Source organism: Mucilaginibacter sp., assembly GCF_036568825.1.
Taxonomy (GTDB): domain Bacteria; phylum Bacteroidota; class Bacteroidia; order Sphingobacteriales; family Sphingobacteriaceae; genus Mucilaginibacter.
This window is the reverse complement of record NZ_DATCRU010000075.1, coordinates 25,484-42,412: the sequence shown is the minus strand read 5'-3', so window position 1 is coordinate 42,412 and position 16,929 is coordinate 25,484. Positions and strand designations below refer to the sequence as shown.

Sequence of the window (16,929 nt, the reverse complement as noted above, 5' to 3'; positions counted from 1 at the left end):
ACTTTAGTAAAAGTTATTTTTTGTGTGTTTTTGAATTCGGGGCTCGAAAAGCCATCGATTGCTGTAACATTAATATTTATTTTGTCCAGCTCACGTGTCAAATGCCCCGGGCCGCAACCAAATTCGACAATTGTTTTAGGTTGATAGGTTTTGGAGATCAGGTTAGCTATTGAAGCATAGTCTGTTTCAAAAATGCCTTCAACAAAGTAGTCTTCCTGGTATAAACTCATAATCTGCTGGATTTTTTTACTTTTCTTGTGCCAAAGATCAAATGATATATGGAACGGAATGTGTTTTTAAATGCATTTTTAGAACGTTCCGGATATTCAATCTTTAAAATTATAATGAGGTTGGTAAACCAGTTCAGTTTACCATCTATTTTCCTGGCAAGCCGGGTCACCTCTCTTTTGTAAGGATAGTTTTCGGTATAACTGCCCAAAAAATGGAAGATCACAGGAGATACTCTTTCAAACGGATACCATGTCCGATGTAAGGGGTGCGGATCCGGAGGGTTATATAAGCTGCGTTTACCGCCGATCACATCGATAGAATAACCTCCGGGACAAGCTTGCGGATCACTCATTATTGTTCCGTCGTCCTTAATTGGCTGCTCATTGTTTAACTGCATGGACAGGGCCATCAATACTTCATCATTCGGTCTTCCGCGCAATCTTAAGAAGCCAATCTCATCATATGATTTTTCCAGCTCGCGGGCTTTCTCATAAACGGCTGTAGCCTTTGGCCCTTTTTCAAGATAATAAATGCCACCGTTAAACTGTGGTAAATGCGGAACATTAAACTTAGCGCATACCTGTTGCACATTGCCAAACCAATCTCCGTCTGCTACATACCGGAGGCCAACCACGGATACATTATGCCCTTTAAAACGGTCGAACAAAAAGCTCAGGTCGCCAAAGATCAGGCAGTCGCTATCGATAAATAGTGTTTGTCCATCCGGTGAAACCTTATCGAGATTTAATTTGGTTGAAAATCCCTCGCCCAATTCACCAGGGCGTATGCTTATAAACTTTGCCTTTGATTTTATATCATCAGGAAACAGATCCACATTATCTGTTACTATCTGAAAATTAATATCCGTATTAGGGTGCCAATAAAAGAACGACCTGGCAAGATTAACTGCCATGCTTATAAAATAGGCTTTGCCTGTGGCTATTGTTAAAATGTTTCTTTGCTCAGGCACGCTTTTTAAAGGTTTTTAAGCTGGAAATTATTCTGAAACAAAACTCATACACCTCGTCATTAACCAACTGTTTGAATGCCAGCCTGAAGAAGGTCGTGAATAATTTAAATATCATCATTATCCTTCTCCATAACTGAGGTTGGGTAATTGCCATCTGGTGTTTCAAATCCTTCTGTTCGAGAGAATTGGTCATATGCCATTTCCTTGAACTGCTTTCCAGATACCCCTCGTGCGAAATGGTTTCGTGGTCAACCGGGTCTATGATGGCACATACAATCCCTTCTTTTTCAAATTGTTTACTTAGGAAGTTTTCAAAACCATCTTCTCCCAGTTTATCGCCTTTAGGAGACTTTATCAATAGTTCGAATGCAGAGCGGATATGCCTGGTGTTGCAAATACCGGGATTAGCAGAAAACCCGAATGTGGTTTTATACAGATGATCGCCTAAAGGATTAACCTTAAAATCAGGCTCGAGAGGGCCAAACTTGCTGAAAAAGATTTCGGCCCAATTTGGATGCTCATTTATAATATTTAGATAGTGCGCGACGTCGATATTTTCATGAAATTTCCAGTCGTCCTCCAACCAGAAAAAGTATTCGCTGTCAATTGCCGGTAATGCCTGGACGATATTGTTTACATATCCTTTTCGCACAGGCGATTGTATAACTACATCTGGCTGAATATGATCAATAACTTCAGGATTGATCTTACCGTCGATGGCCAGTACAGTTCTAAAAAACGGGTAATTACAACTAGATTTAAAAGAGTTAAAGGTGTTATAAAGCAGGTGCTCCCGGCCCTCGCAGGTAAATATCACCAGGGTTACGGGAGACGAAACCTTATCTGTCATGCTCGTTGGGCCCATAGGTTTTGTTCGGGTACGGATGTCTGTCCAGCGTATAAATTGCCATCCATATCTTTTAAAGTATAGTTATGTTGGCGCAGTAGCTGTACCAGTTCGTTAGCTTGTTCAAACACGTCAGGGATGAATTCAAAAATGATGTTTTCAGGATAAATATTTTCAGAAAACAAGTTTTGAAAAACCCCTAGTTCATGCCCTTCAATGTCTATTTTTATAAGATCGACATGCGGCAGACTGCATTTTTTTAACAAAGCAGGAATACTGAATGAAGCCACCAGGTAGTTATCCAAACCTGTATGGTTGCTATGCTCGTCTATTTGGGTATTTCCCATATTCCAATAGGCGGGGATATTGATGTTGTAAATGTCAGGTGTTGTACCCACCGCTCCCAGCACTGCTGTCACATTCTTAAACTTATTGATCTGGATATTATTTAATAAATAAGCAAAGGTTTTTGGGTTGACTTCCAACGCAAATATTTGTTTGGTTTGCTCTTTATCATCCTGGGCGCACTCTAAGGCATATTGCCCTACGTGTGCACCAATGTCAAAAACTACCGACGCGTTTTTAGATAGGTCTTTAAAAAGTGTAATGCTTTTCCCTTCGTAGTTTCCATAAAAATAGATCTGGTATTGCACCCAGTCGCTTATATCGAGCAGCAAGGTTAATCCGGATGGCGTTTTGGATAGCAGAAGATCCAGTCCGAAAAGCTTTTTCGTGAGGTTAAATAAGCGTAAACGGGTTGGAAATTCTCTGGAGCTGGCTATCCCGCTCAATACCCGGTGTTTCCAGTGTTTCCCTTTGGTGTTTATTATCCTTATTTCCTGGTCCATTAATTAATTGTGAGAGGTGTTATTTAGAAGGTTCATTGATTAATCGTTTCCGGTAAAGCAGGTATTTTGTACCCTTCCATCCGATCAGCTTTGATAAAATATGGACGATCCCGCCCCTGTCTTCGAACGGATTATAACGGAAATCAGGCGCGAGTTCTTTGGCTTTCCTTTCAGCTTCCCGTACCAGGTCGGGATACATCGGGAAAAACGCAAAGGCATTTTCATGATAAAACCGGCTGAATATCATGCGCACTTGTGGGGTGTTTTTTCGCTTTAATACGTTTTCTGCCTTTGAATCGGTTGATTTTAAGATGTTTGATAAAGATTCATGATCCTTGCGGCCACTTAAGCTATTGCCTGAATTGTCGAACTTCCGATAGTAATTAATAGCCTCAGCGGAATACCTTATACCCAATGATGCCAGTAATACCCTGCAAAAAAACTCGCCGTCATCGTCCGGGTTACGCATCTCGTTCCAGGGGCCAGATTTGTTGATCACGTTTCGCGGGGTAAGCCAGGCATTTGGTTGTATCATGCCGCCATATTGCGGACCAACATAACGTCCGCCATATAATTTGATGAGGAAATCAACCGGGTCATCAAAATCATTGCTGTACCATTCCGTTGTTTTGCTGAAATCCGCAGGATTACTTCCGTCAGGGAAATAAACAGTGTCGCATAGGCCTACATGAACGGTGCTGCCATTCAGCTTTTCCAATTGTGCCGCAATTTTATTTGGGCTGAGCAGATCATCCGCGTCTAAAAACTGGATGTACTCTCCTTTGGCAATTGATAGCCCTTTGTTACGCGCAGCGCTTGCGCCTTTATTTTCCTGGCTCAACACTTTTACAAATTCCGACTCAAAACTTTTTGCAATGGCCAGTGAGTTGTCGTTTGAACCATCATCAACTATAATGATCTCCTTATTGGGCCATGTCTGATCTAATGCCGATTGTACAGTTGCAGCCAGGTAATTGGCGGAATTATAAGCTGGAATAACAATGGAAACTAGTGAAAGCGGCATTTTTTAAAGACCGTTTAAGGATTTTGCTTTTATAAAATATCCTGCGTCTTTACGGAATGCAACTATGTTCTGTAAAGTAAATATTTCATTTTGAGGGTTGTAAGGACCAATCTTAATCAGCTCATCCGGTAATATTCGGTAGAACTCAAAATCGGATAAGATTTGGTAGAAATCGTTTAAAAACACTCGTGAATACACATTGTGTGTATTGATTTCAAATTGAATAATTTTAATTTGCCCGTTTAGCAACATATTTTCGGCGCCTTTTAAAACAGATAGTTCATGGCCCTCTACGTCTATTTTCAAAAAATCAATGTTGGTAATGTTATTTAGGCGGCAAAAATTATCAATCGTATCCATTTGAAATTCCATCGGTACCAACTCATTATGATCATGGAATACTCCGGAAAATACATCTTTATATACCGAAGCAACTTCGGTATTGTCACTATTTACTGTATTAAATATTTCTCCTGTACCAACCTTATCGCTAAAGCCTATATTGTGTAAGTTTATATGACTATTAACAGTATTTTCAGCCAATTTCTCAAATGTGTTCTTTACGGGCTCAAAAGAATAAATTTCAGCATTTGGAAAATATTCTCTCAATACTAATGAGTATTCACCCACATTCGCACCCACATCAAAAAACACCGGCTTGATGGCTGTTTTATTTAAGCCTAACAGGACTTTTTCAACAAAAACCCTTTCGCCATTGCTCTGCACTTTGTAGCTGCTTAATCCCCCATTTTGTATAAGGCCATGTACGTGTAAATTTATGTCGAGCGATTTAGCGCTGTGGATCAAGAACTTTTCCAGGTTTTTTCTGCCAATAATTTTAGATGTCAGCTTAATGAAAATGGACAATATTTTTTTCATTCAGATCTTTTGTTTTAATACTAAGGGGTAAATAGCCGTAATCGTTTTATACAGGTTCATTTAACCGAGTTGAATATTTCTGCCCATCTTACTTTTGCAGAGGAATCTTCGCCGGTATTATTATTTAACCACGGCTCTTTCAGGTATTTTAAATACAGATCAGGCTGTGTGTCCAATTCTATGATACGTTCAATTACTGGGCTAAAGTCAAACTTTTTGAGTTGAATGTTCATTTTGGTTTCCCTGCCAATAGATTTTAATTTTCTTTTGATACGGTGGAGGGGGCCTTTATAAAATTGCGGAAGTATATCAACAAAATCAGGCAGGCTGTATTTTTCCAGCCAGTTGACCATGTTGCTATTAGATTTTATGTAATCTGTAGCATTTATGAAACTTGCTGTATTAAAAACCTTATTTACAAATGGATCGCCGCAATACACAGGCATGCTATTGGTCAGCATTGCATCAAACAGTTTTTCGGTTTGATAACCGGGGAATGAATAGTTTTCAAAAGCAATGGTAAATTTATATTGGCTCAAAAATTGCCTTTTTCGCTCCCACACATTGCCTTTGTAAAGTTCGTCTATGCTCCTCATATTGTTCATTGATTTACCCGGCGCATCTACTTTCTTATATTTTGACAGCTGCCTGAAAAATTCTTCGCGGTAAGGGACATGGTGAGAATATAGGAAATTGCAGAATAGCGTTTTACCTGCCATTATTTCCTCGGCATTATAGTCAGCCGATTTAACAAGTTTTTGCGGATCCAGATCGTGCCACTGTATTCGTTTATATCGTGGATGATTGATCATTTCCTCCGGGGGCCTTCCAAATGCCCACTCGCAGATGTTCATATCCGGATAAATATTCTCGCAGAAATACCCTATTCGTACATAACGGTCACTTTTTTTAGGAATGTCATTACCATAGGGCCCGAAAATGATAAAATCGGGGTCATCGGTTTCAATGAATTCATATTGATCTGAAACATAGGATAAAATTTCTTCTGCACTGGGATTAAACGTGAGCCCATTTTGAAATTTTATTTTAACAGGAATTTTATTCAATTGGAAGAGGTTGGTAAAAAAGTAAAATTTTCAGATTTATTTATCTTAGACAGGTAATCATAAAAGTGATCATACATTACATTTAGCTCAACCTGGTTATCGTCATTGTTGGTGTTCGCATTTGATCGACTCTTGTCATAATTCAGTGTTTTACCCACAAATATTTTTAGCTTCGACCAATTTTTTATCTCGGCTTTATCTCCTTTATATTCATAAAAAGTCTCGGCCCTTTTTGCCTGTTTATCAATAAAAGCAACATTCCGCGAAGCAGAAACCGTTTGTGAATGGCCCACGCTGAGTGCATTATAACCTGTGTAATAAGTGATGTTTGCCTTCAGGTAACTGATACGGAGAGAATATTCCCAATCCATCATCACGTAAGATGTATTATATAACCCAATCAATGCCAGCGAGCTTCGCCTGATGAGCATATGTACATCGCCAAAGGTAAAAGATGGAACGAGGCCTTGCCTCCATTGTTCAAACTGGGATAATCTTGATACTTTGCTTATTTTTTTATGATCAAGCACCGTACTGCTCAGATCATTTGAAATCACCACATCAACCTGCCGATTTTGCAGCATATATTCTTTGCATTTGCGGATAGCGCTGTAGCAAAAGACATCATCGTCAATTATTTTTTTTATCAATGTTCCGCGCGCCATCAGCATGGCTTTGTTCCACGCATGCGCCTGGTTTTGGTCGGGTTCTGAAATATATTGATGTATTGCGCCTTTTTCAAACAACTGCTGCAGGTATTCACGTGAACCATCGGTACTTGCACCATCAACTATTACGATCTCTTCATCGGGCAGAACCTGCGGCAATAAATGAGCCAGCAATATCTTTAAAAACGGAAGCCTGTTCCTCGTACTTATGATGAATGAGAGATTGTATTCAGGAAGAGTCTTTGATGGAATCATTTAACCGTAAAAGAATGATCAATATTGATCTTGCCGCGATGTACCATGCCGTAGGGTATGATATCGTCCAGATACTCTTTCTCCCTGACTTCGAAATGCAGCAGGTTATAAAAATCTCCTGAAACAGCATTGGATTGAATATAGATACCAAACTGGTAGACACCGGGTAAAAATGGTATGTTTTTTAGTGTGCCTTTTATTTCATAGGTATCATTCTCGCCCGATATCCTGAAAAGATCTGAACACCGTAAATCGGCAATGGCTGCCCTCTGCCCATATTCATCATAAATAAGGATAAGCAATGAGGTGGTGTTGCTGACATCTGTGCTTTTTATAGCCAGTGTATATTCCAGGTCTTTATGAGTTACCGCCGGCAGGTTATCAATGCTGAACGATTTGATCATCGCATTGCCGTTCAGCTGAACATTTTCAATAGCCGTTCTTACTATCTGTTTATTGTTGTTGGCATAAGTTTTTATGGCATCCTCTACTTCACCGTTGAATAGGATGGTACCATTGTTCATCACAATTCCTTTAGGACAAAGCGTCCGTACCGATTCCATATTATGGCTCACAAACAAAATCGTTCTACCTTCACTGCGGCTCACATCGCCCATTTTACCGAGACATTTTTTCTGAAATTCGGCATCGCCTACGGCTAATACTTCGTCTACAATCAATATTTCAGATTCCAGGTGTGCCGCTACCGCAAACGCCAAGCGAACATACATGCCTGATGAATAACGTTTAACCGGCGTATCTACATATCGCTCCACACCTGCAAAATCCACGATCTCATCAAATTTACGCTTGATCTCTGCTTTGCGCATGCCAAGGATAGCCCCGTTCAGGAAGATATTCTCTTTACCGGTAAGCTCCGGATGGAAACCCGTGCCCACCTCAAGCAAACTGGCTATTCGTCCTTTGATTTTTACAGAACCGGTAGTAGGAGAGGTTACCCGGCTTAAAACTTTCAGCAGGGTACTTTTTCCTGCGCCGTTGCGGCCTATTACGCCAACTGCGTCGCCTTGTTCTATTTCAAAGCTCAGGTCGTTCAGGCTCCATACAATATCGCTTTCGCCTTTGGTTGTACGGTCGTTCACTTCACCTATTCTCAGGAAGGGGTCTTCTTTGCCACGTATCCGGGCCCAAAAACGTTCCAGGTCGCGCGATATGGTGCCGGTGCCAAAATCACCCAGTTGATATGCTTTAGAAAGATGGTCTACTTTAATTGCGGTAGGCATTTTAGGTTATTTCAAATTAGCCTTTAAACGTAAAAATGGTTTCTCGATAAAATTATAGGACAGAAATGCCGCGGCAAGTGCTAAGATAACATTTAACGGAAACACCGTCCATGCAGGATAAACGTTAAAAACGGGCACTGGTCCAAAAAACAATTGCTGCCATATATAAATACTATAGGACATAAGCCCAATGTATACAATTAAGCGATTGTTCAATATCCGGTAAACCCAATTACGGGTACTGCAATGCACTGAGTAATATAAAAATATAGTCATCAGCAGGCTACTGATGATATAATCATAAGGCACTCTTAAAAACCTTGCCGGTTGATATAACCTCGGAAAGAAGATAACAAGGGACAATATCAAGCTAAAAGCAAATACCGGGTGCATCAAGACGGAATGTATCTTTTTAAGCCAGTTTTTATACAGAGCCAGGCTAAGCATGCTGCCGAAAATGACAGGAGGCAAAGCAAGGAATAACCCCCGAAAGACAAACAGTGCAGGGTAAATGCGAATAAAAAAGTAAAACAAGTCGTAAAGCAATATTACCGCAATCAGGAAGATATACTTACGTGGTAAAAAGATAAAAATAAGGGGCAGGATTAAATAAAACTGAACCTCAACCGACAGTGTCCATGTGTGGGCAATAAGCCAGCCTTTGCCAATAAAATCTGTTATAAATAAAACCGGTGCCACAAAATCCTTGCTGTCCATTTTAGCAATACCAATAACTTTAAGAACTACTATAACTAAAATATAAACAAAGTATATAGGGTATATTTTTAGCAATCGCCTCTGATAAAACTTTTTAACATGAATGCTCCCGGTTTCAGTTTTCTCTTTAAGCAGCAATCCTGTGATCAGAAACCCGCTGACTACAAAGAAAAGTTGTAATCCTGAATTTCCCAATTCCAGATACTTGCTGGCAATGTAAATAAACGATGGACAATTTAACGCAAAAGTGATGTGCCAGAGAATCACCAGGGTTATAGCTATAGCACGCAGCCCGTCTAATGACTGGATATGTTTCTGCCGGAAAATTTCCGGTACGGTTAAATTGCTATTTAAAGAAAATGTGCCTGTCAAAACCTGAGCTTATACGGTATCTACAAATGTTTTTTCTACTTTATTGAATATCACAATTCCTATCAAAAGTATGATGGCTGTAACGCCGGCGCTATAGCTTAACAATCCCCAACTGCAAGAGCCTTTCCCTAAAAAACCGTATCTGAAAGTTTCAATCAATGCCGTCATGGGATTGTACTTTATGATCCAGGCATATTGGGGATATTTGGCAATCGCTACAGACAAGGGATAAATAACGGTAGTTGCATACATCAGCAGAGGTACACCAAAGGTGACAACAAATGCCAGGTCGCGGTATTTGGTTGTTACGGCAGATATGATCATACCTAAACCTAAACCGAGCGCTGCAATGAGCAGTATGATCACCGGGAAAAGAAGTAGTACCGTATTAGAAGCGATGGCAAAACCCTGTCCCCAGTAATAAAGCATAAGGATAATGAAAAGAATAAACTGTACCGCAAACCTTACCAGGTTTGATAGTACAATGCTTAACGGCATGATCAGTCTTGGAAAGTAAACTTTGCCTAATACTGCAGCGTTATCTTTAAAGACTGTAGACGTTTTTATAAGGCAGTCTGAAAAATAATTCCACACAATGGTTCCCGCCAGGTAAAAAAGAGGCGGCGGGATATCATTTGTTGAGATATTGGCCAGCTTACTAAATACCAGCGTATAAATTAATATCGTTATAGCCGGTTGGATAAAGAACCATAGCGGCCCAAGTATAGTTTGCTTATAAAAAGCCACAAAATCACGGCGCACCAGCAGCAATAACAGATCGCGGTAGTGCCAGGTATCTTTAAGCCGCAGATCAAATAAGCTATGCTTGGGGCTTATTTCAATATCCCAGTTTTCTTCAGGCAGCGTACTCATCAGTTAGCATTTTTTGTAAATTTTTCCTGTAGTATTTTTCATCAAAATATTGCAGGCATTCTTTCTGTAAGTTTTTTCTTTTATCGAGGGTTAAAGGGGTGTTTAAATACCTGGTAATAGTGTTTTGTAACTCAGCTAAATCGTCAACATTTATGGCTGTGCCTAATTTCCCATCTTTAATAGCATCTGTACTACCATCGGCATTTCCGCAAATTACAGGTAAACCGCAAACAAGCGCTTCAACAAACACAATTCCAAAGCCCTCCTTTTTACTTGGCAAAACAAAAAGATCAGCCAGTAAAAAATGATCTGTCAGCTCATTTTCGTTCAGGAAGCCTGTTAATATAACCTGTTCATTTACACCGTATTTGTCTATCAGGCTTCTGATCCTGATCTCCTCAACCGAATCGTATTTTCCCGAAAGAACATATTTTATCTCAGGGAATTCCTGCTTTAAGCTGCTGACAGCTTTTATCACCTGTTCGTGCCCCTTATATTGTTCAGATGATGCCAGCCTGGTTAATGTAAAAATCACCTGGTTTGAAGAGCTCAGGTCATACCGGTTCAGTAGATATTCCGGCTTATCAAAAGTATCAGGCAGTTTTATAAAGGGATCGACTGCGTTGTTCAATACCACACATTCGGCCGGATCGCATTGATGACGGGCTATCATTTGTTGTTTAGTGAAATTACTTACACAAATAATTTTATCACAGCCCCTTTTTAAAAAGGTTCTTTTTATAGTACCGAGCGGACGCCATACTTCTATGCCATGAGCTATCAGCCAAACCCGGCACTTAGGGTTGAACAGCTTGATCACAATCCCGATAAGGGAAAAATTGATGTGATTTAATATTACAATATCCGCACGTGATGCTTCTTTGATAGAGGTTAATCCTAATCCTATTCGACTATTATTAAAACCGGTATAATTTGCTGACGGCAAATACTGGCTCATCAGGTCATACCTTGTATCATACAACGAAAAAAGTTTGAAATCCCAGTTCTCCGTTTTTGAAATATGAAATAAAGCATGTGCAAGTGTGCGCGTCATTTTTTGGATGCCACCGGTGGTACTAAAAGTTTGCAGACTGAATAAATAAATATTCTTAGGCATGCGCCTGGATTTGGAACAACGCAAATGCTTTAGACCAATGCACCGAATTGTTTTTGAAAGACTTTATAATGCTTTTTGATTTGCTTCTTTTATACAGGTTTTCATCAGTGATCTCCTTGCTTTCCTTCATCCAATCCTGTAGCGGAAATGTGAAGCCCATTTTCGTTCGGTTCCATATTGGCTCGGGTAAAACATCCAAAAAACTATCGATCAATAATTTTTTAGGCCTTGTTTTATCAAACCTAATCGTCGGGTTAATACTCTCAGCCGTCCGTATAAAGTCTTCATCTAAAAATGGCACCCTTACTTCAAGACCATGACTCATGCCCATCACATCTGTGTCGCGCAGCAGCTGGTTTTGCATGTAAAGATTTACCTCAAACCAGGCGGCGTCCTGTTCGTCATAGTTACGCACATAGGGCAGTTTCCTGTTTGCAAATAATACATCCTCAACCTGGGTAACGTCAGTGTCTAATATGGCTGAGATATCAGCCGGAGAATAAAGCCCCCTTAAAAATAAATAATCGGCGATTGGATGCTTGTAGGTTAAGAAGGCAATTTTCCGGTATGCGTCAAAAACAGAATGACTGGCAAGCTTAAAGAATAATGCCGGATATTTCCTGGCGGTTTTTATATACTGGATACGGTTAAATGATGGATATCCCCCAAACAATTCATCGGCGCCTAAGCCTGATAACACTGCTTTCAGTCCGTCATCATGCGCAAATTTGCTGATGCACCAGGTATTAATGCCGTCCGTTGTCGGCAGGTCCATATCCTTGATGATCTGCGGCAAAAAATTTTCAAAATCACTTTGCTTTACCAGGTGACTGAACTTTTCGCCTTCAATCTGCTTAAATACCAGGTTTTGGTACATACTTTCATCGTATGCTTTCTCATTAAAATAGATCGATATGGTTTTAAGCTGTGTTTTCTTTTCTTGTTCTGCCAGCAAGGTTAATAAGCTCGAATCAATACCGCCACTCAGGAACACACCAATAGGGGCATCGGCTATTAACTGACGGCGAACAGCAAATGCAAGCGTTTCTTTTATTGACTCTTTTGCACTTGCAGAATCTTTGATATTGGCTTTATATGAAATTACATGATAAGAATGTATATCATAAGAAGCCTTTTTGTGATCCCAGCATAAGAATTCGCCTTTGGGCAAACTGTGTACATTCTTTAGGGTAGTATAAGGTTCCGGAATATGGCCATAAGCCAGGAACCTGATCTGCCAGTCGGGATCTGCTTCCCCCGCCAGGCCCGCAGCTTTCAAAGCCTTTACTTCCGATGCAAAGCTAAGTTGCCCTTTTTCTGCACAATAATACAATGGCTTTATGCCCGAGCTATCACGAACCAGGTAAGTTAAAGCTTTCTCTTTATCATATAACGCGAACGCAAATATCCCCCTTAGTTTAGCAAACGAAGCTATGCCCCAATGGATATAGGCCAATATAATCACCTCTGTGTCTGTATTGGAGGTGAACCGGGCGCCTAAGTGTATAAGCTGCTCCTTTAGCTCAAGGTAATTGTAGATCTCGCCGTTAAATGTTATCCAAACCCTTTGCTGTGAATCTGCCATAGGCTGGTGCCCGTTATGGCTAAGATCAATTATCGATAACCGTCTGTGCCCAAAAGTAAGTCCCGCTTCATTGTCATCAAAAATGCCTTCATCGTCAGGACCGCCATGCTTTAATACCTGGCACATTCGTTTTACTTTTTCTTTCCTGTCAGATGTTTCTAAAGACCTTGAAATTATTCCTGCAATGCGGCACATGATGCTGATAATAGGGGTATGTTCATAGCTTCGCCTCGTAAGTCACATGGATGATATGTAACTAATTCATTTTAAGCGATTTGAAAATTAATTATTATCGCTTTTTATAAAAAAAAGATGGCATAAATTAAATCAAAAAAATGCCATTTTACTATATGATATCTTTATAAATATCTTCCTAAAACCGGTCAATCAACGACGCTGCAACATGTATAATTACCGAGCAACCCAGGTTCTCCAGGCGCAGGGCCAATTGCTTCTGCGAACGATAGGATATGATTTCGCCCACCATGCCTTTCAGCGGACCGGCCTTCAACACTATTTTTTCTCCGGGCAACAGGTTTTCTTCGGTTATTTCCAATTCAACCGCACTTGTCATCAATAGCTTCAGATCTTCTATCTGTTTGTCGGGCATCGATGTTACCTTCCCACCGAAATAAATGAACCGGGTTATCCCTTTGGTCATCAGCACCTCGGTTTGTTCCTGCTGAGTGATGTGTACAAAAAGGTAAGATTTGATGAAGGGTTCATCGATCCATTTTTTTCTGTCGCTCCATTGCTTAAGCTGTCGTCTCAAAGGCAGGTAGGTCTCAATCCCCTTGTCTGAAAGGGCCTGATGCGCTTTTTTTTCGGCTTTTGGGTGTGTATAAACCGGATACCATTTATACATATCGGTTTTCGACCTTATATCCATGTGTTAACCCTGAGTACTATTTTATCCAACGCCTGATGTCCCACCACTTATACTCTTTTTTATCGATATAGTAGTCTGATCCCTCATAACCACTATAATCGGAATAGTAATAATAGTGGGTGCCATGATATTCGCTTGTAAACTTGGTTGTGTAATACCTTGAATGCAGCAGGTCTTCTGAAAATGCATTTAATATGATCACCGTATTGTCCAGGTGATACTCGTTTGCAATACGCTGCGGAACTGTAGCCGCATAGAATTTTGACTTGCCGGAGCGGATAACAAAAATATTGATATCGCTCATCCTGATCAGCGGTATTGCATCAGAAACCAAACCGATAGGGGCGGTATCCACCATGATGATATCGTATTTCTTTTTCAGATCGTTCATCAGTGTCTTCATGCGCGAACTATGCAGCAACTCAGACGGGTTAGGAGGAACCGGCCCGGAAACAATGATATCCAGGTTTGGTTGGATGTTTTCAATAACAATGTCCTCCAGTTCGCATTGATTAGCCAGGTAATTACTTAAGCCTTTATCATTTGAAACATGAAAAGTTTTATGCAGGCGCGAACGGCGTAAGTCGGCCGCAACCAGTACAATTTTTTTATCGATCAGTGATAAGGTACTCGATAAGTTAACCGCAATAAATGATTTTCCTTCGCCCGCTACTTCGGAGGTGATACAAATCACTTTGCTCTTCTTCTCAGAAGCTATAAAGCTTAAATTCGTACGTACCGATCGTACAGATTCGGCAAAAATTGATTTTGGACGGCTAATGGCCAAAATCTGCGTATTGTTTTCATCGATCGCTTCAGGGAATTTCCGTATGATGCCTATGATAGGTATTGTGGTGAGGCTTTCAACGGTTTCTTTATCGTAGATATACGGGTTAAGTACCCTGATCAGGATGATCATACCTAAACCGATAGCAAGCCCTATGATGAGTGCAGTACGGTGAACAGTATGTGTATCTGGCGAAATAGGTGAAAAACTGGCTTGCGCCGACTCAATTATTGTAGCTCCGGGCAATATTGCCGAGCGGCTGATCTGTGCATCAAGCCGTTTTTCTGACAAGAAAGAGTATACCTTATCATTGATCTCAAAGTCACGTTTCAAACTGATCAGGTCCCTTTCTGCTGCAGGCAAAGTCGATAGTTTCTGATTAACCTGTGCAATTTGTCCATCCAGGTAAGACACACTTTTATTAACCCGTGCAATGGTTGCATTAATGTTGTCAATTGCAGCACTTTTAATTACCAGTATTTGCTGATTAATGTCTTTGATGGTTTGCGAATTGGTATTATAGGTTTTTAGCAGTGTGTTTTTTTCTACTAATAAATTGTTCAGGCTGGAAATTAAGCCGCCTAACAGGGGATCGATATTTCCTTCAAGGTTAAGATTAAGGTTGATATTATCTTTTTCTTTAGTGATCTGCTCTTTCAACTGGTCAATAGCGAGCAATTGTATTTTTAGCAATGATTGTTGCGATTCCAGGTCCTTTATTTTGGCCAGTTCTGATTCTGATGCAGAAGTGACATCCAGGATACCTGCGCCCTGTTTAAATTTTTCTATTTGCTTTTCAGATCCTTTTACCTGGTTTGAGAGGGATTCCAACTGGTCATCAATAAAACGGATGATCTGTGTTGCCGATTGCGTTTTTTGGTTCCTGTCGTAATTAAGGTACTCCCGCATCAGGGCGTTTAGCGCATCAGCAGCAAACTGCGGGTTTGAGTCGGTTTCTTGGAGCGAGATAATGTTGGAGTTTTTGATGATCTCGTTGGCATGCAGGCCACCCTTTACTCTTCCTACAAAATCCTCAGGGATATTTACTTTAAAGATGAAGGTTGAGCTTTTAGGTATGTCTCCAGGGTATTTGACACTAAAGGCCATGTTGTCGATAGTAACAGGCTGATCATACCTGTAAACTTTCTGAACATCCTTCCTTCCTTCTTTATATTCAAGCTCAAATGTGGTCCTGTTGACAGGCTGGTAGGTAATCTGACCGCGATAAAAATTAAGACTGTCAAACTTTACAAGCTGAATGTCCAGCAGTTTTTGCGGATATACATCCGTCGTACGCGCACGCCCTGATATAAAAAAGCTAATGCGGTAATCCAGATCTTTTATTGCATTCAGGATCAGCGTACGGCTTTGAAGAACGAAAATTTCACTCTGTATTTTTGATGGTCCGCGGTCATTATTGTTGATGATGCTTACCAGGTCAGAGAATTCAGACTTCTTTTCCTCTATTTTAAGTGTGCCGCCGGTGGCGTATGTTTTTGCCGAATACCACAGATAGGTGTATGATATGATCATACATATGATAACCGATCCTGCAATCCAATACCACCGGCTTAATAATATTTTGCCGATCTTAAAATAATCAATTTCCTGATGGGGTAGTTTTCTTGCTATCTTCTCAGTCTCTTCCATTTAACGATGAATAAGCGTATAAATAATCAGGGCGGTATTTAGGAGCAGAAGCACTGGTTGTACAGTAGTGTTAAAATTCTGCAACTGGTCATTCTTAACAGCGCGTTTGTTTTCGGCAATATAGATAATGTCGTTGTTTTGCAATATCAATCTCGGATCGGCTAAAGTGCCGGTTTTGCTCAGGTCCACTTCGGTGATCTGCGGATTTTTAGGATCACCCCGTATGATTTTTATATTCTTTTCGTTAGCCCGCTCTGTAAGTCCCCCTGCTTCTCCAATCATCTCAATTAAGCTCGTTTTATCTTTTATCAATGGATAGTTTCCTTGCGCCCTTATTTCACCAAGCAGTGTAACCTTAAGGTTAACAATCTTCAGATCGATAATAGGGTCCTTAAGTACATCCTTACGGTATGTATCTTCAATAAGTTTCATCGCTTCTGCCCGGGTAAGGCCGGCAACATGTATGCGGCCGATCACAGGTAATGCAACATCCCCGTCATCCTCTACCTGGTAGGTTTGTCCCTGTTGCGAAATGGTAGTATTGGCACTATTGCTTTGTGAAGTTGGCGTTTCCTCAACTATGTATTTGATGTTTTGCAGGTTCCTGATCTGAAGGATATCCTGCGAGCGGATGCGGTAGTCGCTTGTGCCATTGCCGCTATTCTTTAAAACGGCGTTCAGGCTGTCGGGATTGGGGCCGCGCTCTTTAAATAACAACTGCTGCTGCCTCAAGGCACAAGAGCTGAAGGTGAATGCCAGGAAAATAATAGCGATAATACTTAGGGTTGTAAAAAAGCGCATATACACTTAAACTGCTTATTTGTTTATATTTTTAGCAGCAATTCCAAAAGTACCATAATTTGGTTATTTTAAAAGTGTATTTTTTCCAGAAATGCAGGGCCCAAA

16 protein-coding genes are annotated in these 16,929 nt (G+C 40.5%); all 16 read right to left on the bottom strand.

Features of this window, described 5'->3' with window-relative positions; genetic code table 11:
* The coding region (locus tag VIM89_RS17410; RefSeq protein WP_488157455.1) for a hypothetical protein at positions 1–230 on the bottom strand (230 nt) is incomplete at its 3' end.
* Entirely contained in the window at positions 227–1,144 is a 918-nt protein-coding gene (locus VIM89_RS17405; RefSeq protein ID WP_488157454.1) for a hypothetical protein, read from the bottom strand. The genes VIM89_RS17410 and VIM89_RS17405, both read right to left, overlap by 4 nt.
* Before the next feature lie 49 nt (positions 1,145–1,193).
* A complete protein-coding gene (locus tag VIM89_RS17400) occupies positions 1,194–2,066 on the bottom strand; it encodes a hypothetical protein (RefSeq protein WP_488157453.1) in 873 nt (290 codons plus the stop codon).
* On the bottom strand, positions 2,048–2,896 hold the full coding sequence (locus VIM89_RS17395) for an FkbM family methyltransferase (RefSeq protein WP_488157452.1): 849 nt from the start codon (positions 2,894–2,896) through the stop codon (positions 2,048–2,050). The genes VIM89_RS17400 and VIM89_RS17395 overlap by 19 nt, the downstream gene beginning before the upstream one ends.
* 19 nt (positions 2,897–2,915) lie before the next feature.
* Entirely contained in the window at positions 2,916–3,920 is a 1,005-nt protein-coding gene (locus VIM89_RS17390) for a glycosyltransferase family 2 protein (protein WP_488157451.1), read from the bottom strand.
* 3 nt (positions 3,921–3,923) lie between these two features.
* Positions 3,924–4,799: an FkbM family methyltransferase gene (locus VIM89_RS17385; protein ID WP_488157450.1), complete on the bottom strand. Its 876-nt coding sequence runs from the start codon at positions 4,797–4,799 to the stop codon at positions 3,924–3,926.
* Positions 4,800–4,855: 56 nt separating this feature from the next.
* Positions 4,856–5,866, bottom strand: a complete 1,011-nt coding sequence (locus VIM89_RS17380; RefSeq protein ID WP_488157449.1) for a glycosyltransferase family 10 domain-containing protein — start codon at positions 5,864–5,866, stop codon at positions 4,856–4,858.
* Positions 5,863–6,789, bottom strand: coding sequence for a glycosyltransferase (locus VIM89_RS17375; protein WP_488157448.1), 927 nt, complete (start codon positions 6,787–6,789; stop codon positions 5,863–5,865). The genes VIM89_RS17380 and VIM89_RS17375 overlap by 4 nt, the downstream gene beginning before the upstream one ends.
* A complete protein-coding gene (locus tag VIM89_RS17370) occupies positions 6,786–8,033 on the bottom strand; it encodes an ABC transporter ATP-binding protein (RefSeq protein WP_488157447.1) in 1,248 nt (415 codons plus the stop codon). The genes VIM89_RS17375 and VIM89_RS17370 overlap by 4 nt, the downstream gene beginning before the upstream one ends.
* Before the next feature lie 6 nt (positions 8,034–8,039).
* Positions 8,040–9,122, bottom strand: a complete 1,083-nt coding sequence (locus VIM89_RS17365; RefSeq protein WP_488157446.1) for an acyltransferase family protein — start codon at positions 9,120–9,122, stop codon at positions 8,040–8,042.
* A 9-nt stretch (positions 9,123–9,131) separates the two neighbouring features.
* Complete coding sequence (locus VIM89_RS17360) at positions 9,132–9,995, bottom strand: ABC transporter permease (RefSeq protein ID WP_488157445.1); 864 nt, start codon at positions 9,993–9,995, stop codon at positions 9,132–9,134.
* Positions 9,979–11,112: a glycosyltransferase family 4 protein gene (locus VIM89_RS17355; RefSeq protein WP_488157444.1), complete on the bottom strand. Its 1,134-nt coding sequence runs from the start codon at positions 11,110–11,112 to the stop codon at positions 9,979–9,981. Before VIM89_RS17355 ends, VIM89_RS17360 begins: the two co-directional genes overlap by 17 nt.
* Complete coding sequence (asnB, locus tag VIM89_RS17350) at positions 11,105–12,892, bottom strand: asparagine synthase (glutamine-hydrolyzing) (RefSeq protein WP_488157443.1); 1,788 nt, start codon at positions 12,890–12,892, stop codon at positions 11,105–11,107. The genes VIM89_RS17355 and asnB overlap by 8 nt, the downstream gene beginning before the upstream one ends.
* Positions 12,893–13,070: 178 nt before the next feature.
* Positions 13,071–13,586 (bottom strand): UpxY family transcription antiterminator, encoded by a 516-nt coding sequence (locus VIM89_RS17345; protein ID WP_488157442.1) that lies wholly within the window; start codon positions 13,584–13,586, stop codon positions 13,071–13,073.
* A 16-nt stretch (positions 13,587–13,602) separates the two neighbouring features.
* Positions 13,603–16,023, bottom strand: coding sequence for a GumC family protein (locus VIM89_RS17340; protein WP_488157441.1), 2,421 nt, complete (start codon positions 16,021–16,023; stop codon positions 13,603–13,605).
* Complete coding sequence (locus VIM89_RS17335; protein ID WP_488157440.1) at positions 16,024–16,824, bottom strand: polysaccharide biosynthesis/export family protein; 801 nt, start codon at positions 16,822–16,824, stop codon at positions 16,024–16,026. It lies immediately after the preceding gene.
* Between the last annotated feature and the right edge of the window lie 105 nt (positions 16,825–16,929).

Bases quoted from the DNA above. Each gene is read 5' to 3' on its own strand.
- VIM89_RS17395 (WP_488157452.1), bottom strand. From the start codon at position 2,896: ATGGACCAGGAAATAAGGATAATAAACACCAAAGGGAAACACTGGAAA.
- VIM89_RS17400 (WP_488157453.1), bottom strand. From the start codon at position 2,066: ATGGGCCCAACGAGCATGACAGATAAGGTTTCGTCTCCCGTAACCCTG.
- VIM89_RS17370 (WP_488157447.1), bottom strand. From the start codon at position 8,033: ATGCCTACCGCAATTAAAGTAGACCATCTTTCTAAAGCATATCAACTG.
- VIM89_RS17385 (WP_488157450.1), bottom strand. From the start codon at position 4,799: ATGAAAAAAATATTGTCCATTTTCATTAAGCTGACATCTAAAATTATT.
- VIM89_RS17335 (WP_488157440.1), bottom strand. From the start codon at position 16,824: ATGCGCTTTTTTACAACCCTAAGTATTATCGCTATTATTTTCCTGGCA.
- VIM89_RS17360 (WP_488157445.1), bottom strand. From the start codon at position 9,995: ATGAGTACGCTGCCTGAAGAAAACTGGGATATTGAAATAAGCCCCAAG.
- VIM89_RS17375 (WP_488157448.1), bottom strand. From the start codon at position 6,789: ATGATTCCATCAAAGACTCTTCCTGAATACAATCTCTCATTCATCATA.
- VIM89_RS17405 (WP_488157454.1), bottom strand. From the start codon at position 1,144: ATGGCAGTTAATCTTGCCAGGTCGTTCTTTTATTGGCACCCTAATACG.
- VIM89_RS17345 (WP_488157442.1), bottom strand. From the start codon at position 13,586: ATGGATATAAGGTCGAAAACCGATATGTATAAATGGTATCCGGTTTAT.
- VIM89_RS17390 (WP_488157451.1), bottom strand. From the start codon at position 3,920: ATGCCGCTTTCACTAGTTTCCATTGTTATTCCAGCTTATAATTCCGCC.
- VIM89_RS17340 (WP_488157441.1), bottom strand. From the start codon at position 16,023: ATGGAAGAGACTGAGAAGATAGCAAGAAAACTACCCCATCAGGAAATT.
- VIM89_RS17355 (WP_488157444.1), bottom strand. From the start codon at position 11,112: ATGCCTAAGAATATTTATTTATTCAGTCTGCAAACTTTTAGTACCACC.
- asnB (WP_488157443.1), bottom strand. From the start codon at position 12,892: ATGTGCCGCATTGCAGGAATAATTTCAAGGTCTTTAGAAACATCTGAC.